Origin of the sequence: Arthrobacter sp. UNC362MFTsu5.1 (genome assembly GCF_000685965.1) — a bacterium.
Taxonomy (GTDB): domain Bacteria; phylum Actinomycetota; class Actinomycetes; order Actinomycetales; family Micrococcaceae; genus Arthrobacter.
The window spans coordinates 99,408-119,946 of record NZ_JMLE01000011.1 but is presented as its reverse complement, the minus strand read 5'-3'; the positions used below and the strand labels follow the sequence as shown (position 1 = coordinate 119,946).

17 protein-coding genes are annotated in these 20,539 nt (G+C 68.5%); 8 read left to right on the top strand and 9 right to left on the bottom strand.

The window, feature by feature from the left end; genetic code table 11:
- Positions 1-17: 17 nt before the first annotated feature.
- Complete coding sequence (locus tag BS38_RS0112465; RefSeq protein WP_028271106.1) at positions 18-611, bottom strand: TetR family transcriptional regulator; 594 nt, start codon at positions 609-611, stop codon at positions 18-20.
- Positions 608-1,624 carry an aldo/keto reductase gene (locus BS38_RS0112460; RefSeq protein WP_028271105.1) on the bottom strand — a complete coding sequence of 339 codons (1,017 nt, stop codon included), beginning with the start codon at positions 1,622-1,624 and terminating at the stop codon, positions 608-610. Before BS38_RS0112460 ends, BS38_RS0112465 begins: the two co-directional genes overlap by 4 nt.
- Before the next feature lie 168 nt (positions 1,625-1,792).
- Between BS38_RS0112460 and BS38_RS0112455 the strand changes: the two genes are divergently transcribed.
- From BS38_RS0112455 to BS38_RS0112440, 4 genes are all read left to right on the top strand, one after another.
- Positions 1,793-2,473 carry an NADPH-dependent F420 reductase gene (locus BS38_RS0112455; RefSeq protein ID WP_028271104.1) on the top strand — a complete coding sequence of 227 codons (681 nt, stop codon included), beginning with the start codon at positions 1,793-1,795 and terminating at the stop codon, positions 2,471-2,473.
- Between the two features lie 14 nt (positions 2,474-2,487).
- On the top strand, positions 2,488-2,853 hold the full coding sequence (locus BS38_RS0112450) for a hypothetical protein (RefSeq protein WP_156037120.1): 366 nt from the start codon (positions 2,488-2,490) through the stop codon (positions 2,851-2,853).
- 115 nt (positions 2,854-2,968) lie between these two features.
- Positions 2,969-5,833 carry a phosphoenolpyruvate carboxylase gene (ppc, locus tag BS38_RS0112445; RefSeq protein ID WP_028271102.1) on the top strand — a complete coding sequence of 955 codons (2,865 nt, stop codon included), beginning with the start codon at positions 2,969-2,971 and terminating at the stop codon, positions 5,831-5,833.
- Between the two features lie 122 nt (positions 5,834-5,955).
- The gene (locus BS38_RS0112440; RefSeq protein WP_028271101.1) at positions 5,956-6,261 is read left to right on the top strand and encodes a hypothetical protein; all 306 of its coding nucleotides are present in this window, start codon (positions 5,956-5,958) and stop codon (positions 6,259-6,261) included.
- 30 nt (positions 6,262-6,291) lie between these two features.
- On the opposite strand, the gene BS38_RS0112435 is transcribed toward BS38_RS0112440, so the two are convergent.
- Entirely contained in the window at positions 6,292-6,951 is a 660-nt protein-coding gene (locus tag BS38_RS0112435; RefSeq protein WP_028271100.1) for a DedA family protein, read from the bottom strand.
- Positions 6,952-7,005: 54 nt separating this feature from the next.
- Entirely contained in the window at positions 7,006-7,968 is a 963-nt protein-coding gene (locus tag BS38_RS0112430; RefSeq protein ID WP_028271099.1) for an RluA family pseudouridine synthase, read from the bottom strand.
- A gap of 88 nt (positions 7,969-8,056) precedes the next feature.
- On the opposite strand from BS38_RS0112430, the gene BS38_RS0112425 reads away from it, so the two are divergent.
- Together BS38_RS0112425 and BS38_RS0112420 are read left to right on the top strand one after the other, a co-directional pair.
- Positions 8,057-8,689: a winged helix-turn-helix domain-containing protein gene (locus BS38_RS0112425; RefSeq protein ID WP_028271098.1), complete on the top strand. Its 633-nt coding sequence runs from the start codon at positions 8,057-8,059 to the stop codon at positions 8,687-8,689.
- Complete coding sequence (locus tag BS38_RS0112420; protein WP_028271097.1) at positions 8,682-9,374, top strand: SRPBCC family protein; 693 nt, start codon at positions 8,682-8,684, stop codon at positions 9,372-9,374. Before BS38_RS0112425 ends, BS38_RS0112420 begins: the two co-directional genes overlap by 8 nt.
- A 117-nt stretch (positions 9,375-9,491) precedes the next feature.
- Here the strand turns inward: BS38_RS0112420 and yczR are convergent, their stop codons facing one another.
- On the bottom strand, positions 9,492-10,982 hold the full coding sequence (gene yczR, locus BS38_RS0112415) for a MocR-like transcription factor YczR (protein WP_028271096.1): 1,491 nt from the start codon (positions 10,980-10,982) through the stop codon (positions 9,492-9,494).
- 61 nt (positions 10,983-11,043) lie between these two features.
- On the opposite strand from yczR, the gene yczE reads away from it, so the two are divergent.
- Positions 11,044-11,700, top strand: coding sequence for a membrane protein YczE (gene yczE / locus BS38_RS0112410; protein WP_028271095.1), 657 nt, complete (start codon positions 11,044-11,046; stop codon positions 11,698-11,700).
- Here the strand turns inward: yczE and BS38_RS0112405 are convergent.
- The 3 genes from BS38_RS0112405 to BS38_RS0112395 all read right to left on the bottom strand — a co-directional run bounded on the left by BS38_RS0112405 (position 11,664) and on the right by BS38_RS0112395 (position 19,195).
- Positions 11,664-12,494 (bottom strand): DNA-formamidopyrimidine glycosylase family protein, encoded by an 831-nt coding sequence (locus BS38_RS0112405; protein ID WP_028271094.1) that lies wholly within the window; start codon positions 12,492-12,494, stop codon positions 11,664-11,666. The genes yczE and BS38_RS0112405 overlap by 37 nt on opposite strands.
- A complete protein-coding gene (locus BS38_RS0112400) occupies positions 12,487-17,508 on the bottom strand; it encodes an ATP-dependent helicase (RefSeq protein WP_051628877.1) in 5,022 nt (1,673 codons plus the stop codon). The genes BS38_RS0112405 and BS38_RS0112400 overlap by 8 nt, the downstream gene beginning before the upstream one ends.
- Before the next feature lie 184 nt (positions 17,509-17,692).
- Positions 17,693-19,195 carry an FAD-dependent oxidoreductase gene (locus tag BS38_RS0112395; RefSeq protein ID WP_028271092.1) on the bottom strand — a complete coding sequence of 501 codons (1,503 nt, stop codon included), beginning with the start codon at positions 19,193-19,195 and terminating at the stop codon, positions 17,693-17,695.
- A gap of 126 nt (positions 19,196-19,321) precedes the next feature.
- On the opposite strand from BS38_RS0112395, the gene BS38_RS0112390 reads away from it, so the two are divergent.
- Complete coding sequence (locus BS38_RS0112390; RefSeq protein WP_028271091.1) at positions 19,322-19,792, top strand: DUF4383 domain-containing protein; 471 nt, start codon at positions 19,322-19,324, stop codon at positions 19,790-19,792.
- Between the two features lie 22 nt (positions 19,793-19,814).
- Here the strand turns inward: BS38_RS0112390 and BS38_RS27400 are convergent, their stop codons facing one another.
- Positions 19,815-20,456 (bottom strand): DUF4232 domain-containing protein, encoded by a 642-nt coding sequence (locus BS38_RS27400; RefSeq protein WP_028271090.1) that lies wholly within the window; start codon positions 20,454-20,456, stop codon positions 19,815-19,817.
- Positions 20,457-20,539 lie beyond the last annotated feature (83 nt).

Below are 20,539 nucleotides of genomic sequence, written 5' to 3'. Positions count from 1 at the left end.
GAGCGGATCAGACCGGGTCAGGGGCTGGTACCCAGGCCGTTCACCAGCAGCTTCCACACCGCCGTCAAATCGTCGTGGATCGCCGGATCCGCCCACTCCGCGGCGTGCAGCGGGTGGTGGAAGCGGGCGGTGGCGTACAGGACCGCGCGGCCGGCAGTGACCGCGTCCGTCCGGGCGAACTCGCCGGTTTCGATGCCGTCCGCGATGATTTGGGTCAGCTGCGCGGCGAGGTGATCCACGTGGGCGGCCACCACTTCCCTGGCTTCTGCGGTCAGCTGGCTGAAGGTCGCGAACAGTTCAGGATCTTCCAGGGCCATGCCCTGTTTGATGGCCGCGAGCCGCTGAAGCCAGCGAAGGAGGCGCTCGGCAGCCGGGCCGGCGGTGTCCAGCGACGGATCCAGGGGTTTGATGATCCGGTCAAGCCACCGCCTTGCCACCGCGTCCCGGAGGGCCACTTTCGTGGGGAAGTGCCGGTAGACGCTGCCGTGGCTCACGCGGAGGACCTTGGCAACGTCCACCACGGTGGCCTTGGCCAGGCCGAAGCGGCGGAGGACGTCCTCGGCGGCGTCCAGGATGCGTTCTTCCGTCAGTACGACGGCGGCAGGGCTCACTTCCGCTCGCTGTCGAGCATGGCCATCTGGCCTGCGTCGTAGCGGGTGCCGGCTGCGGCGTCCGCGGGAACGGCCGCTTCGATGTCGGCGAGATCCTGGCCGGAGAGGGTCAGCGCGGCGGCGCCGAGGGACTCGGCCAGCCGGTCGCGGCGGCGGGCGCCCACCAGGGGAACGATGTCCTCGCCGCGCGAGAGCACCCAGGCGATGGCCACCTGGGCCACGGTGGCATCCTTGCTGTCGGCAATAAGGCGCAGCCGCTCCACGAGCTCGAGGTTGCGCTGCAGGTTTTCGCCGGAGAACCGGGGGAGATGGGCGCGGAAGTCCCGGCGGTTGCCCTCGGCCTGGGCGGGCCAGTGACCGGAGACGAGGCCGCGGGACAGGACGCCGTAGGCGGTGATTCCGATTCCCAGTTCACGGGCTGCGGGCAGGATGTCTTTTTCGAGGCCGCGGGAAATCAGTGAGTATTCGATCTGCAGGTCTGAGACCGGGTGCACGGCGTGCGCGCGCCGCAGCGTTTCAGCCCCCACCTCGGATAGCCCGATGTGGCGGATGAGGCCCTGTTTCACGAGCTCGGCCAGCGCGCCCATCGTTTCTTCGACGGGGACGGCGGGATCGAGGCGGGCGGGCCGGTAGATGTCGATGTAGTCGGTACCGAGGCGGCGCAGCGAGTAGGCGAGGAAGTTCTTGATGGCTGCCGGCCGGGTGTCGACGCCGTTCCAGCCGCCGCGCGCGTCCCGCAGGACGCCGAACTTGACGCTGATCTGCACGTCTTCGCGGCTCCGGCCGCGGATGGCATCGCGGAGCAGGAGCTCGTTGTGCCCCATGCCATAGAAGTCGCCCGTATCCAGCAGGGTGACGCCTGCGTCGAGGGCGGCCTGAATCGTGGCGACGCTCTCGGCGTCGTCCGCGGGTCCGTAGAGGTCGGACATGCCCATGAGGCCCAGTCCGATGGGGGCGGTGGCGGGTCCTGCGGAGCCGAGGGTGCGGCGGGACGCCTGCATGGAAGTGGTCATAAAACGAGAATACAACAATCAGCTGACAGATTTCAATAATTGTCAGCCAATACCACTTTGCCTTCAGTCGATCCCTTGCGGTGCTCAGGTGGGCCTGATAGCGTCAGGCCCAGCGGTAGACGGACCTGTCTACCCCGAGATCCCAAATGCCCAGAGGATGAGGACGCCATGCAAATTGCTGTACTAGGAACCGGGACCGTTGGCCGGACCATGGCCGGAGCGCTGGCAGGCCTCGGCCACGAAATCGTCATCGGAACCCGCGATCCGAAGGCGACCCTGGCCCGCACGGAGCCGGACTCCATGGGTGCGGCTCCCTTCAGCACGTGGCTCCAGGAGCACCCCCACGTCCACCTGGCTGCCTACGCAGACGTGGCCGCCGGGGCGGAGCTGGTGGTCAACGCAACTGAAGGCGCAAGTTCCCTCGCTGCGCTTGCTGCCGCCGGTGCGGAGAATCTTGCCGGCAAGATTCTCGTGGACATCTCGAATCCCCTGGATTTCTCCCATGGCATGCCGCCGACGCTCAACCCGGTCAACACGGACAGCCTGGGCGAGCAGATCCAGCGGAAGTTCCCCGACGCCAAAGTGGTCAAGACCCTCAATACGATGAACGCGAGCCTGATGGTTGACCCCGGCCGCGCGGCGGGAGGGGACCATTCCGTGTTCGTCTCGGGCAACGATGCCGACGCCAAGCACGAAGTGGTCACGCTCCTCAAGAGCCTTGGGCATCAGGACGTGATTGACCTGGGCGACATCACCACGGCACGCGGCACCGAAATGCTCCTGCCGGTCTGGATCCGGCTCTGGGGGGCGCTGGGTACCGCAAACTTCAATTTCAAGATCGCACGCTGAGTCAGGGGCGGGGCATGGATGCACTACTCACCGTAGTGGCCTGCCTCGCGCTTGTTGCCGGGTTCACCCTGGCGGGGATGTCCGTCTTGAAGCGTCGCGGAAGCGCCAAGGGGGCACCGGGAACGCTGGGCAGCGTGCTGGGCATCCTTGATGCCACCGGAGCCCCCACCCGCACGGAATCTGCGGCCGCCAGGGAAGAGCTGAAACAGCGGCGGCACGAGTCCGCGCAGTCCGGTAAGGGTCCCGACCACAACGAGGCCTACACCGGAAAAATCACCATCAGGGCTGTCCGGCCGCCCGCGGCGGCACCTGATAGCCCCGCGGCGGTGCCTAATAAAACAGGGGCTGCCGCGGACGTCAAGGGCACGAACACTATCTGAGACAAATTCCCACGCCGCAACAGTGCCGGGTAACATCCCATAGGAACACGTAACCCGGCTCACAGTATCCAGCGCAGTGTACGAGCCAAGTCCGAACCCTCGAAAGATAGTTTCCATGGCTGACACTGCAGTAAATCCAGGCTCCCATCTCGCAGCAGGCGCTGACCCGGCAGGCTCCGATGCCAGCAGCGATCTTGCGTCCGAACTCCGGGCGGATGTCCGCCGCGTCTCCACCCTGCTGGGCGAATCGCTGGTCCGCCAGCACGGGCCCGAGCTCCTCGACCTTGTGGAGCAGGTCCGCCTCCTGACCAAGGAATCCAAGGAAGCCGCCCGCGGCGGAGCCGATGCCACCGGCCCCTGGAGCTCGCACGACGTCGTCGCCCAGGTCCGCGAGCTGCTCGGTTCCCTGCCGATTGACCAGGCCACCGACCTGGTCCGCGCCTTTGCGTTCTACTTCCACCTGGCCAACGCCGCCGAGCAGGTCCACCGGGTCCGCGGACTGCGGACCCGCCAGGAAAAGGACGGCTGGCTGGCCAAGGCCGTGGAGGAGATTTCCGGCCAGGCCGGACCGGCCGTGCTCCAGGAAGTGGTCAACGAGCTGGATGTCCGTCCCATCTTCACAGCCCACCCCACCGAAGCGTCCCGCCGCTCCGTCCTGGACAAGATCCGCCGGCTGTCCGACGTCCTGGCAGTTTCCACCGAGGAAGGCACCTCGGCCCGCCGCCGCCAGGACCGCCAGCTCGCCGAAGTGATCGACCAGATGTGGCAGACGGACGAGCTCCGCCAGGTCCGGCCCACCCCGGTGGATGAGGCCCGCAACGCCATCTACTACCTCAACAGCATCCTCACCGACGCCATGCCGGAGATGCTCTCCGACCTCTCCGAGCTGCTGGCCGACCACGGAGTCACGCTGCCGTCGCAGAAGGCCCCCATCCGCTTCGGCTCCTGGATCGGCGGCGACCGCGACGGCAACCCGAACGTCACCGCCGCCGTCACGCGCGAGATCCTCCAGATCCAGAACCAGCACGCCGTCCGGATCAGCATCGCCATGATCGACGAGCTCATCGCCATCCTGTCCAACTCCACGGCACTGGCCGGGGCGGACCAGGAACTGCTCGACTCGATCGACACTGACCTCAAGAACCTGCCGGGCCTGGACCGCCGGGTGCTGGAACTCAATGCCCAGGAGCCCTACCGGCTCAAGCTCACCTGCATCAAGGCCAAGTTGCTCAACACGGCCAAGCGCGTCGCGGCAGGCTCCGCGCACGAGCCGGGCCGGGATTACACCTCAACCGCGGGTGTCCTCGCGGAGCTTGGCCTGCTGGAGGAATCCCTCCGCAACCACCACGCCGGACTGGCTGCCGACGGTGCCCTGGCGAGGGTGCGCCGCGCCATCGCCTCCTTCGGGCTGCACCTGGCCACCCTGGACATCCGCGAGCACGCCGACCACCACCATGACGCCGTCGGGCAGTTGATGGACCGCCTGGGCGGCCCCGGCGTGCGGTACTCCGAACTCAGCCGCGCCGAACGCCTGGAAGTGCTGGGGGCGGAACTGGGCTCCCGCCGTCCGCTGTCCGGCCACCCGATCAAGCTCGACGGCGTCGCTGACGGCACGTACGACGTCTTCCGTGAGATCCGCCGCGCCCTGAAGACCTACGGCCCGGACGTCATCGAGACGTACATCATTTCGATGACCCGCGGTGCGGACGACGTCCTGGCCGCTGCGGTGCTGGCCCGCGAAGCAGGGCTGGTCAGCCTCTTCGGTGAGGCGCCGTACGCGAAGATCGGTTTTGCGCCGCTGCTGGAAACGGTGGAGGAGCTGCGGGCTTCGGCGGAGATCGTGGACCAGCTGCTGTCCGATCCGTCCTACCGGGAACTCGTCCGGCTGCGCGGCGACGTGCAGGAAATCATGCTTGGCTACTCGGACTCGAACAAGGAATCCGGCGTGATGACCAGCCAGTGGGAGATCCACAAGACCCAGCGGAAGCTGCGTGACGTCGCGGCCAAGCATGGCGTGCGGGTGCGCCTCTTCCACGGCCGCGGCGGATCCGTGGGCCGCGGCGGCGGGCCCACCTACGATGCGATCATGGCCCAGCCGAACGGTGTCCTCGAAGGTGAAATCAAGTTCACCGAGCAGGGCGAAGTCATCTCGGACAAGTACTCGCTGCCCGAGTTGTCACGCGAAAACCTGGAGCTTTCGCTCGCCGCCGTCATGCAGGGTTCTGCGCTGCACCGGACCCCGCGCACCTCCGAGGACCAGCGCGAGCGCTACGGCCACGTCATGGAGACCATTTCCGACGCCGCCTTCGCCCGGTACCGCTCGCTTATTGACGACCCGGACCTGCCGGCCTACTTCATGGCCTCCACCCCCGTGGAACAGCTCGGCTCGCTGAACATCGGCTCGCGTCCGTCCAAGCGGCCGGACTCGGGCGCCGGGCTGGGCGGGCTGCGCGCCATCCCGTGGGTCTTCGGCTGGACCCAGTCGCGGCAGATTGTGCCGGGCTGGTTCGGTGTAGGTTCCGGGCTGAAGGCCGCCCGCGAAGCAGGCAACACGGAACAGCTCGTGGAAATGATGGAGGGGTGGCACTTCTTCCGCTCGGTCCTGTCCAACGTGGAAATGACGCTGGCCAAGACGGACATGGACATTGCCGGCTACTACGTTTCCACGCTGGTCCCGGAAGAGCTGCACCACCTGTTCCGGGCCATTCGGGACGAATACGAACTCACCGTCACCGAGATCCAGAACCTCACCGGCGAGCACGTGCTCCTCGACGCGCAGCCCACCCTCAAGCGCTCCCTGGAGATCCGCGACCAGTACCTGGACCCCATCAGCTACCTGCAGGTGGAACTGATGCGCCGCATCCGGGCCGAAGGTTCCGAGGGCGAGGGCATCTCCGGTGCAGAGATTGACGAGCGCCTGCAGCGGGCCATGCTCATCACCGTCAACGGTGTAGCGGCCGGCCTCCGCAACACCGGATAACGCCCAACGCTCTTTCACTTCCTGCGGGGTTTCCCCCTACGCTCTCTCCACGGTGAGAGAGCGTTGGGGGAAAAGCCCCGAAAAGTGAGAGAGCGTCGTGGGGTGAGGTTAGGGTTGCATTCATGCCTTCGTTCCAGACCAGACTGAAGATCACCGGGCTGAAGCCTGGCAACGCTCCCGAGGCCGTGATGGCTGCCGCCGTCGAAGCCCTCGCAACAAGGCACCACGTGGAATCCAACCAGCTGCAGATCGCCGGCGGAGTGCCGGAACTGAACCTCCGCTTCCTGGTGGAGGCGACCGGGTGCACCGGGGAGAACAACCAGGCGCGGGAATCGGCAGCGATGATGCGCGACGCCGTCGAACGCGTTGCGGTGGCCGGTGCGCTTCTGGTGCTCCGCCGCAGCCGCGGCCGCTGGGCTCCCATCTGACCCGGGCTCCCGTCTGACCTGGGCTCCCGTCTAGCCCGAAGGCGCCGTGTCCGGGCTGGGGTCCTCCGCCGGCTCGTCCACCGGGGACCGGCTGCCGCGGCGGCGGGTGACAATCATGCCCACCACCGCTCCGATCACCAGTCCGAGGGCGACGCCGATCAGCGAGCTTGCCCAGAACGGCAGCTTGGTGGCGGAGCCGGTGAAGTAGCCGAGCCCCGTGAGCCAGGTGCCCCAGAGAACTCCGCCCACGGCCGCGCAGAAGCTGAACGCGCGGGTGGTGACGTCGGCGATGCCGGCAGCGGCCGACGTCGCCAGCCGGCCGCCCGGAATGAACCGGACGCCGATGATGGCCCCGTAGGTGGTGGAACGGCCTGCCTTGGCGATGGCCGCGTGGATGCCGCGGTGGAATTTGCGGCCCCACCGCCACCGGTCCAGGACATGGCCCAGGCGGCGCTTGAACAGCTGGAACACCACTACATCGCCGATCCACGACGCCAGCGCGGCAAGGAAGCCCACCAGCAGGAAATTGGCCCGGCCTTCGGCGGACAGAGCTCCGCCCGTGATCACCACCATTTCGGAGGGGACGGGCGGGAAAATGGCGTCGCCAAGGACGATGGGGATGATCCAGAAATAGATCGCGGCGCCCCAGGTGTCAGCGTTGGCGAGGTCCATGGGCACAAGGTACCTCATTTTTGCGCCTCGGGCGGGCCGGGGAGGTCTTACTACGCCAGTCTTGGGCCGGGCCTACGCAGGAGCTTCGCTCAGCCGGAGCCGGCTGCGGTATTCCACCGGCTGCTTGGTGATGGGGTCCACGAAACGGATCCCGCGGGCCAGCAGCTGGAGCGGCCTGGTGTAGTCGTCCGGAGCCTTGTCCAGCAGGTCCGGGTAGAACGCATCGTTGACGATCCCCAGCCCCAGCGACGCCATGTGCACCCTGAGCTGGTGGGTCTTTCCGGAGTGCGGTTCAAGCCGGTACAGTGCGCGCCGTTCCGGGGCACGTACTGAACCCGCGGCACCTGCTGAAGTGCCGGCGTCGAACGTTTTCATCACGTCAATGCGGGTTTCCGCGTTGGGTTCGCCGTCGATGACTTCGGCGAGCAGGTAGCTGCGGGACTTGGTCATGCGGTTCCGCACCACCACCGGGAAGTCGACGGCGGGATGTCCCGCTGCCGGTTCGGCGGCGGACACGCACTCGTACTCCTTCTGGACCTGGCGCTTTTCGAACAGCACCTGGTACCTGCCGCGGGTGTCCGGGTTGGTGGAGAGCAGCAGGATGCCGGCCGTCATCCGGTCCAGGCGGTGCATGGGGATCAGGTCCGGGAGGTCCAACTGGTTCCGGAGCCGGACCAGGGCCGACTCCTGGATGTAGGTGCCGCCCGGGGTGGTGGGCAGGAAGTGTGGCTTGTCCACCACCAGGATGTGGTCGTCCTGGTGCAGGATGCTGAGCTCAACCGGCAGCCGCGTCTCCGGCGGCAGCGTGCGGTAGTACCAGATGAAGGTGTGGTCCTCGAGCCTGGTCCGCCTGTCCAGGGGGACGCCGCCCTCGCCCACAATCTCGCCGGCGTCGAACCGGTCCTCGATGCGCTGCGGGTCGATGTGGCCCCAGCGGTGCATCATGTAGTCCATCGCGGTGTCCCACGGCCCCTCGTCCGGGAGGCGCAGGCGGGTCGCGTTCACGCCGTCGCGCACGGGGAGGGGGGATTGCATCACCGGTCCATTCTACTTGGCTGCCTTCCCGGCGCCGACGGTAAAAAAGTTCTTGACAAATAAAATTGTCGGTGACGATACTTAAACCATGTTGGACATCGAAGTGATCGAGGACCCGGCGGCGGCGGAAGCCTCGCTGGACCCCATCCGGACCCGCATCCTCCAGGAGCTTGCGGAGCCCGGCTCGGCCACCCAGCTCGCCGCGAAAGTGGGGCTGCCGCGGCAGAAGGTGAACTACCACCTCAAGGCGCTGGAGCGGCACGGCCTGGTGGAGCTGGTGGAGGAGCGCCGTAAGGGCAACGTCACCGAACGGGTGCTCCAGGCCACGGCCGCTTCCTACCTGATTTCGCCGGTGGCGCTGGCCTCCGTGGCCCCGGATCCGCACCGTTTCGCGGACCGGTTCTCCGCCTTCTGGCTGCTGGCGCTCGCCGGGCGCATGGTCCAGGAAGTGGGGAAGCTCATCGCCGGGGCCGCGGCCGCACGGCAGAAACTCGCCACGTTCGCGATCGACGGCGAAATCACCTTCCGCACCGCCGCGGACCGGGCAGCGTTCGCCGAAGAGCTCGGCGTCGCCGTCACCCGGCTCGTGGACAAGTACCACGACGGCGGCGGGACGGGCGGGCGGAAGCACCGGCTCGTCGTCGCGCTTCACCCGGCACTCAAAGAACCAAAACAAACCACCCCGTCCGGGGATAAGGAACAGGAGCAGGACAATGACTGACAACCGGAAATTCGAGATTGTTTACGACACCGAGCTGCCCGGCACCCCCGAGCGCGTCTGGGAAGCCGTTACCAACGGGACGCCCGGCTGGATGTTCCCCACGGACCAGTGGCCGGCCGTGAAAACCGTGGAGGAGTATCCGCAGCACCTGGTCTCGCGCATGGACGGGCCGGACGGCTGGTTCAACCAGCTGGAGCACGTCCTGGAACCGCTCGACGGCGGCCGGGCCAGGCTGCATTACGTGCACAGCGGCATCTTCGCCGACAACTGGGACGGGCAGTACGACGGCGCCAGCAAGCACACCGAGTTCTACCTCCACACCCTGGGCCAGTACCTGGAATACTTCGACGGCCGGCCCGTGGTGTTCACGGACATCCAGGGCCCTGAGGCCTCACAGGTCCCGGACGGCTTCGTGCAGCTGAAGAAGGCGCTGGGCGTCGACGCCGCATCGCAAGGGGACACCTTTGATGTGGAGCTCGACGGCGTCGGGCGGCTGACGGGGCAGGTTGACTTCGCCAACGAGAACTTCCTGGGCCTGCGCACCGCCGACACCATGTACCGCTTCTTCGGCCGCAACGCCTTTGGCGCACCGGTGGGCATGACCGTCCACGATTTCAGCGGCCGCGGGGATTCCGAAGCCACAGCGAAGGCCTGGGGAGACTACCTCGGGAAGGTCTACGCGTAGGCGGCACGTCGACGCGCAGGACGCGACGCGCAAACTGGCTGACGCTACGCAAAGTGCCTGACGCTACCGGAATACGGGCCGCGTCAGGCATTTTGCGCGTCGTCAATGGATGCCCGCTCAGGCGATGGCTACGGCGGGTGTCTGCCGGAGGGTGCGCCGGAGCTGCGGTGCGGCGTCGAGCTTTTCCTGGGCCGAGCGGAGGGCCCGCACCGCCGTCTCCAATTGCCCGGGCGGAAGCGTGAAGGGAATGCGCAGGTAGTGCTCGAAAGCACCGCCCACGCCGAACCGGGGTCCGGCCGCGAGGCGCACCCCGAAATCCGGGCCGATGACCGTCAGGGCGGTGCTGATCGGCGCCGGGAGCCGGCACCACACGCTCAGCCCGCCGTCGGGCCGTTCCGGCTGCCAGTCGGGGAGGATGCCGCCGATCAGGTCCAGCAGCGCGGCCCGGTTTTCGCGAAGGTCTGCCAGCCGGGCCGGGAGCGGCTCGTCGAGGGACCGGACCAGGTGGGCCGCGGCCAGTTGTTCCACCACGGGTCCGCCCAGGTCCATGGTGGTGCGGGCAGCGGCGAAGCGCCGGATCAGCGAACTGCCTGCCCGGATCCAGCCGGTCCGCAGCCCCGCCCAATGCGACTTGCTCAGGGAGCCGATGGTGACCACTTCCGGGCTGAAGGCCGCCAGCGGGGCGGTACCCACGGCGTCGAGGTTAAGTTCGCGAAGTGTCTCGTCCACCACCAGCACCGTCCCCGCCGCGGCCGCGGCCCGGACCAGGCGCCGGCGCTGCGGATCGGACATCAGCCGGCCCGTCGGGTTGTGGAAGTCCGGCACCACGTAGGCCATCTTGGGGCGCTGCTGCATCATGGCGGCTTCCATGCCGGACACGTCCCAGCCGCGGCCGTGGGGGAGGGCGACCGGCACGGGCCTGCAGCCGCTGGCCCGGATGGCATCGAGGGCGTGCGGGTACGTGGGGTGGTCCACCAGTACTTTGTCCTGCCGGCCTGCCAGGGTGCGGAGCACGATGTTCAGGGCATGCTGCGCGCCCGACGTCACCAGGATCTGGTCCGCCGTGGTGGGGACGCCGGCTTCCATGTATCGGGCAGCGATCGCCTCGCGAAGGGGTGCGATGCCGATGGCGTCATAACCGAACCCCGGCAGCAGGGCCGGTAGTTCCGTGAGTGCGGCGGCGAAGGCGCGGTGCACCACCTCGCCGCTGGCCGGCAGGGAAGCGTAGGCGAGATCGAGCAGGCCCGGCGGCGCCGCCAGTCCCGGCGCACCGGCCAGGGCGGTGGGGCTGATCAGCTCGGTGGCTCCCGGCCCGCCCGCGCCCGCGGGAATCTGCCGGGGGATGCAGGTCCGGCCGCGGCTGCCTTGGCGGCTGCTCAGGAACCCCTGCTCACGGAGGCTCGCATAGGCGGCCGTCACCGTGGTCCGGCTGACTCCCAGTGTTTCGGCCAGGGCGCGCTCGCTGGGCAGCGCCATATCCAGGGGGACGCGTCCGTCCAGAACCAGGAGGCGTACGACGTCGGCCAGTTCCCGGTACGCCGGGGCGGCGCCCCGGTTCCATCCGCCCAAGAGACGCATCAAGGCGGTGGGGTTCAGGGAGCCGGACATGTAGCCAGTATCTCAAACTGGATATGGATTGCAAGGCCAGTTCTGGCGGAGGATGGATTTCATGATGACTCGCAGACTCCTCCAACTGTTCACCGGCCTGGCCATGTACGGCATCTCGCTGGCTATGTTCATCCGCGCCGGCCTGGGCCTCGATCCCTGGGATGTCTTCCACCAGGGTCTGGCAGGAAAGACGGGCCTCTCCATTGGAGCGGTGGTGGTCATCGTGAGCTTCCTTGTCCTGCTCCTATGGATTCCGCTCCGCCAGTGGCCCGGGTTCGGCACCTTGTGCAACGCCGTGCTGGTGGGTGTCTTCGCTGATGTGGGGCTTGCGCTGATTCCGGAGTTCTCACATCTGGGCGGCCAGATCGGCATGCTGGCGGGGGCCGTGCTGCTCAACGGGATCGCGTCGGCCTGCTACATCGGCGCACGCTTCGGCCCGGGCGCCCGCGACGGCCTCATGACCGGCCTGGCGCGGCGGACCGGGTGGTCAGTGCGGACGTCCCGGACGGGCATCGAAATCGTTGTCCTGGCGACAGGCTGGCTGCTGGGCGGATCCGTCGGTGTGGGCACGGTGGTCTACGCCTTGGCCATCGGCCCCCTGGTGCAGCTGCTGCTGCCGCGGTTCACGGTGCCGGAGGCTTCCCGCCCGCTGCCGCCCGGGTCAGGCCCGGATCAGCCGGTTCACGCAGGTGGCGGCTGGCAGCTCGGGCACCAGTAGATGTCCCGTTCCTCGGTGCCGGCCTGGGTGGCCAGTACGCCGTGGCGGATGGGTGTGCGGCATTTCAGGCACGGCTGGTGCTCACGACCGTATACCCAGTATCCAGGCCGGCCGGACATCCGGCCCACCGGCGTTCCGCGCGGGCTGAGGACGGTGGTGCGGCGGCCCGGTCCGAGGTTGGCCTCCAGCAACTGTTTGGCGGTGGCCATCATGGCGGGCAGGTCGGTCACGTGGGAGACCGGCGCGGCGGGGTGGATGCCGGACAGGAAACAGGCCTCGCAGCGGTAGATGTTGCCGATGCCGGCGAGGTTGCGCTGGTCCAGCAGGGCTACGCCGATGGCAACGTCCGGCGCCGCGCGCAGCCGCCGTTCGGCCTCCTCCATGTCCCAGTCCGGGCCCAGGAGATCCGGCCCGAGATGGCCGACGACGGAATCCTCGTCAGCGGTCCGGACCACCTCCAGGATGCCGAGGGAAAAGCCGACGGCGTCCGCGGTGGCAGTGCGGAGCACGCACCGGGCAGTGAACCCCGGTTTACGCCACCGTCCGCCGGGCGGGTAGACCTGCCACGCACCCTCCATCTTCAGGTGCGAATGGATGGTCAGCCGTTCGTCAGCGGGGCTTCGAAGGCGCATGAGGAGGTGCTTGCCGCGGGGCACCACCTCGTCCACGGTCCAGCCTGCCAGCTTCAGGGTGGCGAACCGGGGCACGCGGAAATCGGAGGCTGTGAGCTGTTGCCCGGCCAGGGCGGCGTGAAGCTGCGCGGCCGCCCGCCAGACGGAGTCGCCTTCAGGCACGGATTCTCAGTCCTTTCGGAGTGGAATAAGCGCCGGCGTGCGTCAGTGCGGCGGCAACGGGCGTGTCCAGGATGCCGTGGCCGTTGACCTTCTCCATGATGAGCTTGTCCACGGCACCGCGCTGGACTACGCCGACCAGCGCGGCCGCGGCGGCGGCCAGTACCTCCGGTACGTCGTCGAAGGCGAGCAGCGTCTTGCCGCCGCGTTCCACGTAAAGTGCCAACGCGCCGTCGACCATCACCACCAGGGCACCGGCCTTCCTGCCAGGGCGGTGGCCGCTGCCGGCTTCGACATTGAGGGCTGGCCACGGCAGGGCCGCGCCGTAGGGGTTGGCGGGGTCCGTCGCCGCCAGCGCCAGCGCCACGGGCTCCGGCTTCGCCAGCTGGGAGTCATCCGAGTACGACCGCAGCCGGTCCACCGTGGCCGGAACAGCAAACTGGGCGGCGCCGAGGTGTTCAATGAAATAGCCCCGGCGGCAGCGCCCGGCCTCTTCCAGCCTGGCGAGGACTTTGTACATCAGGCCGAATCCACCCAGGATGTTTTCCGCCATGACGGAACCGCGCGTCACGACGCCGTACCGGTCCAGCAGCAGTTCGGCCGTGGCACGGGCATGGATGGTGGGGTCCAGTTCCGGAGACGGGAGGGCCGACCACCTTCCGGCTGCCAGCGGCGGGGTGGGAGCGGCGCCGGTCACGGACCCGTAGCGTCCGCCGGTCAGCCCGGCGGATCCCATCAGGCCCGTGCCGTGGGCGCGTCCCAGCCTGCTCAGGCGTGGTGCGCGGGCCCGCGGCGTCCGGGCTACCTGCCGGTGCGCCGTGTGGCCGCCGGCGATCATGGCACGGACCGGAGCGAAGGTATCGCCGGTGATGCGGCCCGCCCAGGCGAGGTCCCAGAGGGCGGCCACCACATCCTGGTCGCTCAGCACCGAGTCCATGCCGCCGGCAATGTCCTTCAGCTGGCGGAAGAAATAGCCGCCGCCGTTGTCCTGCAGGTGCTCCAGCAGCCGCTTCTGAGCGTCCCCGGGCTCGTAGTCCGGTGCAGGGTTGAGGGTGAGTTCGGCGGAGTCCGCGAGGTGCAGGCTCACCCAGCCGTCATTGCCGGGCAGTGCGCCGGCGCCGGACCAGAGGACTTCTCCGGCGGCCATCAGTTCATCCAGCATGGCGGGCTGGTAGTCACTGACGCGGCTGGCGAGGATCAGCGGTTCCCACGCGGAGGCCGGAACCGGTACACCGGAGAGCTGGTCGACGGCAGTAATGATGCCGTCCAGACCCCGCAGGGCGGACTGGCCCCGGCCGCGTCCGGGGATCCGGACGTTTTGCCAGGCCGGGAGGAACCGTCCGTAGGCGGCGCCGTCCACCGGCTCCACTTCGGCCCGCAGCGCGGCCAGCGAGCGGCGGCGCAGTTTTCGCAGCACCTCGGCGTCGCACCATTCACTGGTGCCGGCCAGCGTGGTGACGGAGGCTGGCGGCGCGGCAGGGACCGCAGCCTCGCCTGGTACTTCGGTTTCGACGGCGGGGGCGGTGGCCTGTCCGGACTGTTGTTCCGGCAGCTGTTCCGGCAGCGGGGCATGCGGGCGGAACTCGCCTTCCACCGCGCGGCCGTCCGCGGCCAGCCGCTTGAGCGCGGTGCCGACGACGGCGACGCCGAGTCCCAGCCGGGCCGCGGCTTCCGCCGCGGTGAACGGCCCGTGGGTGCGGGCGTAGCGGGAGACGAGGTCCCCCAGGGGGTCAGCCACAGGCTCGATGAACGCGAGCGGCACGCCCATGGGCAGCGGCACTCCGATGGCGTCCCGCAGGCGGGCGGCGTCCTCCACGGCCGCAAAGCGTTCGACGCCGCCGATGTTCACCTTGAGTGCGCGGTTGGCCCGTTGCAGCGCGGTGAGGTGGGCGACGGCGTCCGCCACCGGGGCGGGCGCAACACCAGGGGTCTCGGCAGGCTCGACCACCGCGGCAGGCTCGACCACCGGGACAGGCTCAACCGCCGGCTCCAGCCGGGCAGCAACCTCCTCCGGCGTCAGCGGTCCGAGCAGGCGCAGCAGGTCCGCGACGCCTTCCATTCCGCGCACACGGCGGTCCGGGGCCAGCCGCTGCAGTTCACGCTCGGTGGCTTCGATGACCTTGGCGTCCAGCAGTTCGCGCAGCTCCACCCGGCCCAGGAGTTCGTTGAGCAGGGTCGAATCCAGGGCCAGCGCCGCAGCCCGGCGCTCCGCGAGCGGCGAGTCGCCCTCGTACAGGAACTGGGCCACGTAGCCGAACAGCAGGGACTTCGCGAACGGGGAAGGCTGCTGGGTGGTGGTCTCCAGGATCCGCAGTTCGCGCCGCTCAATGGACGCCGCGATGTCCTTCAGCGCCGGGAGGTCGTAGACGTCCTGCAGGCACTCGCGCACTGTTTCCAGCACGATGGGGAACGTTGGATATTTCCGTGCCACGTCCAGCAACTGTGCGGACCGTTGGCGCTGCTGCCACAGGGGCTGCCGCTTCCCGGGGTTCTGCCGCGGCAGCAGCAGCGCCCGGGCGGCGCACTCGCGGAAGCGCGAGGCGAAGAGCGCACTGCCGCCCACCTCCGCCGTCACGATCTGCTCCAGCTCGTCGGGTTCGAAGAGGAACAGCTCGGCGCCCGGCGGCTCGTCCTCCATCATGGGCACCCGCAGCACAATGCCGTCGTCCGCGGCCATGGCGGAGCCGTCCATCCCGTAGCGTTGGTGCAGCCGCTGGCCCACGGCGAGCGCCCAGGGTGCGTGCACCGGCATGCCGAAGGGGCTGTGCAGCACCACCCGCCAGTCGCCCAGTTCGTCATGGAACCGCTCCACCACCAGGGTGGTGTCGCTGGGGACCACTTCGGTGGCGAGCTTCTGTTCGGCGAGGTACTGGATCAGGTTGTTGGCGGCGAAGTCGTCCAGGCCGCTGGCCTTGCAGCGCTCGGTGGCGGGGCCGACGTCGGACGCGGACAGTTCGCGGACGAACGCGCCGAGGGCCCGGCCCAGGTCAACCGGCCGGCCCAGCGAATCACCCTTCCAGAAGGGGAGCTTGCCCGGCTGCCCGAAGGCCGGGGAAACGAGGACGCGGTCGTGCGTGATGTCCTCGATCTTCCAGCTGGTGGCGCCCAGGGCAAAGATGTCGCCCACCCGGGACTCGTAGACCATTTCCTCGTCGAGTTCGCCCACGCGCCGCCCGCCCTTGGCGGCCGAAGCACCCGGGCTGGCGGCTTTGCCCTCGGTGGAGCGCGACGCGGAGCCTTCCACCTCGGTACCGATGATGTAGACGCCGAACAGCCCGCGGTCCGGAATGGTGCCGCCGGAGGTCACGGCGAGCCGCTGCGCCCCCGGCCGGCCTTCGATGGTGCCGGCATTGCGGTCCCAGATGATCCGCGGCCGCAGCTCGGCGAATTCGTCGGACGGGTAGCGGCCGGCCAGCAGGTCCAGAGTGGCCTCGAATGCGGAGCGGGGGAGGGACGCGAACGGTGCCGAGCGGCGGACGGTGGAGAACCATTCCTCCACGTCGATGGAGCCCAGCGCAGTGGCGGCCACGGTCTGCTGTGCCAGGATGTCCAGCGGGTTGGCGGGAACGCTGAGCCGTTCGATCTTGCCGCCCAGCATGCGTTCCACGGTGATGGCGGTGTGCACGAGGTCGGCGCGGTGCTTGGGGAACAGGACGCCCTGCGAGACTTCACCTACTTGGTGACCGGCGCGGCCCACCCGCTGCAGCCCGCTGGCCACGGACGGGGGCGACTCCACCTGGACTACCAGGTCCACAGCGCCCATGTCGATGCCAAGCTCCAGGGAGGACGTGGCAACAACGCACCGCAGCCGGCCCGACTTGAGGTCGTCCTCGATCAGCGCACGCTGGTCCTTCGAGACGGAGCCGTGGTGTGCCCGCGCCAGGACGGGGTCGGCGCCCGCGGTGCTGCCTGCCTGTGCCATCATGTGCGCGGGCGTTGCCGTGGACGTCGGCATGCCGGCCCCCGCCGATGGCCGTCCGGCCGGCACCGCTTCGAAATCCGGGGCCCCGGCGCCGAATTCACTCCAGCCGCCCGCCGCCACCAGCTGGCGTTCGGCGTGGATCTCGTTGAGGCGGGCGGTCAGCCGTTCAGCCAGGCGCCGCGAGTTGGCGAACACGATGGTGGACTGGTTGGCCATCACCAGGTCCACTATCTTTTCTTCGACATGCGGCCAGATGGAGGCCTGCGGCTGCAGCCCGGAGGCAGGACCGGAATCGAAGGCGCCGGCGGCCCCCTGCAGATCGGACATGTCCTCCACCGGCACGGAGACCGTCAGGTCCCAGTTCTTTTTCGACGGCGGTGCCACGATTTCCACCGGGGCCGAACCTGCCAGGAACTGGGCCACGAGTTCGCGGGGTTCCACTGTGGCCGAGAGGCCGATCCGCTGCGCCGGCTTGGGCAGCAGCGCATCCAGGCGTTCCAGCGAGACAGCCAGGTGCGCGCCGCGCTTGGTGCCGGCGACGGCGTGGACTTCGTCCACGATGATGGTGTCCACCTCGGCCAGTGTTTCCCGGGCCCTGGACGTGAGCATCAGGAACAGGGATTCCGGGGTGGTGATGAGGATGTCCGGCGGGTGGCTGAGCAGCGCGCGGCGGTCCGCCGTCGTCGTATCTCCTGAACGTACGCCTACGGTGATGAGCGGGGCTGGCAGGCCCAGCCTTTTGGCGGTCTGGGTGATCCCGATAAGCGGCGCACGGAGGTTGCGTTCGACGTCGACGCCAAGCGCCTTGAGCGGCGAAATGTACAGGACGCGTGTTTTCCGCTTGGGGGCCTTCGGTTTCCTGCCTTTTGCTGCCGGGTCGAGGCCCGGCAGGGCGTCCGGTTCGGCGGGAGCGGATGACTGGAGGCGGTCGAGCGCCCAGAGGAATGCAGCGAGGGTTTTGCCGGAGCCCGTCGGGGCGACCACCAGAGCGTGGGAACCGGAGGAGATGGCCTGCCAGGCGCCGATTTGCGCGGGAGTGGGCGCGGAAAAGGCGCCGAGGAACCATTCCCGGGTGGACTGGCTGAACCTGTCCATGGTCCGCGCGGATGAAGGCGCGCCGGCCGGCGTTCCTGATGGTGTGCCGCCTGATGGCGTTGCCCCCGGTGTCTCACCGGATGCGTCCCCGGCGGGCTCCTTCCCCTGCATTCCTCCATCATGCCTTACACCACTGACACTCTTGGCGGCACCCCCAGCGGGCTCGGGTGCCGCTCCCGCCGGGTCAGTCAATCTGGCGGAGGTTCCGGGTGGCTGGTCCTTCCAGCACCGTCCCGTCGCTGCTGAAGCGGGAGCCGTGCAAGGGGCAGTCCCAGGACTTCTCGCTGTCGTTCCAGCGCACGATGCCGCCCAGATGGGTGCAGACGGCGGACAGTGTGCAGCGGGCGCCGTCCACGGTGGATACGGCCACGGGCTTCCGGCCGCGGCGGGTCACCAGGCCTGCCCCTTCGGACGGCTGCTCGAGGGACTCATCCAGGCGCTTGAGTCCCACCTGACCCCAGTCTTTTGCCACGGTGGCCGCAACGGCAGCATTAAGGGAGACGGCGGAGGCTGCCCCGGCCGGGGACGTGACCCGGTGGTGGATGATGCTGGCCCAGGGGAGCCGCGAGCCGAGGATGTCGGCGGTGATGTCCAGAGCCGCGCCGACGGCGTTGGCCATGCCCCATTTGTTGTAACCGGTGGCGAAATAGACCCGGCCCTGCCCGCGCGGCAGCTTGCCGAAGAACGGCATCAGGTTGGTTGCCTGGTAGTCCTGCGCGGACCACGAGTGGGTGAGGCTGGCACCCGGGAACTGGGCCGTCGTCCATTCGACCAGGGTGTCGAGGTAGGCCTGTGCTGACCTGGCGCGGCCCACAGGGTGCCCGTTGCCACCGACCAGGAGGAGCCGGCGGCCGTCGCCGGGGTAGTCGCGCAGGGAACGGACCGGCTGCTCAACCGAAAGGAACATGCCGTCCGGGACGGCGGTTGTGCCCGGCAGTTCGAATGCCGCCGCATAGGACCGCAGGGCTTTGAGCTTGGCGAAATAGAGCCCGCGGTCCAGGACAGGTGTGCCGGTGGCGAGCACCACCTCCCGGGCGCGAACGGGGCCGTGGTCGGTCTGGACCACCGCCGGACCGGGCCCCGTCAGTCCACGGAGCCCGTTCAACCGCACGCCGGAGACGATCTGTCCGCCGTGCGAGCGTACGTCGTCCACGAGGGCATCGATGACCTCCAGGGGATGAATCTGGGCCTGTCCGGGAAGGCGGATGGCACCTTTGACCGGGAAAGGCAGTCCGGGATCGGTAACGTACTCGGCCTCCAGTCCGGCGGCCCGGGCAGCGGCCAATTCGAGGCGGAGGGTTTCGGTTCCGTCCGTTGAGGTGGCATAGGTGTAGGCGTCGCGATGCTGGAACGGCACACCCCGCTCCGCCAGGTACCGCAGCAGCCACGCCTGGCCTTCGCGGTTCATCTCGACGTAGGCGCCCACGACCTTCTCTGAATACTGCTGGCGCAATGCCGAGAGCACCGTTCCCTGCAGCAGGGAAACCTTCGCTGTGGTGTTGCCGGTGGTGACGGCGCCCGGACTCCGGGCTTCGACAACCAGCACTTTCTTGCCGGACCGGGCCAACAGCAACGCGGTCACCAGTCCGGTCAGCCCGGCCCCTGCCACCACCGTGTCAACCGTGCTGCGGGGGTGGAACTGGTCGCTGCGGAAGGCGTGGTCACGGTCCAACCAAAGCGAGATCACAGTCCTGCCTGCCTTTCCCGGTCCCGCGAAGGCCCGTGCCGTTGCGCTGCCGGCGGGACTCCGAAGGGGTTCGTAAGTAGACTTATCATGTCATGAGCAGCTTGACCGGGGAACAGGAGCGGCACCATGAAATCATCCGAAGCCGCCAGGGCCCGATTCGGCCTGCGGAAGAACGTCCAGAAGTCATCACTTCTCGCCGGAGCGGCGGTATTTGTGCTGGGCGTGCTGGGGTTCATTCCGGGCGTCACCGCAAACTACGGCACGCTGGCGTTTGCCGGACACGGCTCGGAGGCAATGCTCCTTGGGGTCTTCCAGGTGTCCGTGCTCCACAACCTCATCCACTTGCTGTCAGGAGTGGCAGGCGTGCTGATGTCACGGCGTCCGCTGCCGGCCCGGAATTTCCTCATCGGCGCCGGGGTCACCTACATGGTCCTTTGGAGTGTGGGGCAGTTCCTGGCACTGGACTCGCCGGTGAACATCCTTCCCGTGAACAGCGCCGACAACTGGCTGCACCTTTTTCTGGGCATGGCGCTGATCGGGTTCGGGGTTGCGTTCTCCCGCGATGCGCCCGCAAGATTACGGGAATCCCGGGCGTAAGGCCGGCAAGTCCCGGCAGGGCCTACGCGGCGTGGAATGCCCCGATGGTCAGCAGTTCGATCGCCTCGTTGCCGCACGCGGTCCGGGGTTCGGCGAGGAACAGCGACGCGGTCTCCTCCGGCGGATAGACCCGGTAACCTGCAGCCTGGGTGGGGCTGCAGTCGCTGTAGTTTCCTGCCTGCGTGTAGCGCATTTCGGCGGCTCCCGCCTGCCCCGGAGCGAGGAGGACGTCCGCAACGGGCGAGGACCCGTCCTGCCGGGCGGGGGCCCCTATCGGGGCGCCGTTGGCGTCCGCGGTGAGGGATACTCCCGGGAAGCCCCGCAGAAGGCAGGCCTCGGTGCCCGAGTTGGTAAGGATGAGCTTGGAGTACACGCTGCCGGCGGCGCCGCCGCCGGCGGAATCCGAGGACACCGTCAGGTTGGCTGCCTTGCACCGTGACGGTCCCGCGGACGACGGCGGCGTTGACGACGAAGACGACGCCGGGGTGCTGGCCGCCTCGCTGCCGGCCGGGGTGGACGTGGCGGGAGCGGCGCTGGACGTGGCGGCGCCCGCGGAGGTTCCCTGGGGCTGCGGCTGGCTGGGCCCGCAGGCGGTGAGCAGGAAGGCGGCGGCCGCAACCGCCGTCGTGATGGCAAGTCCGTTTTTGAATGGCTGAGACCTCATGGGTCACACTTTATGCCCGCCGTTGCCTGAGTCAACGATGCCACGACCGCTGCCGCGGATTGATGCCCGGATTGTGATTTCCG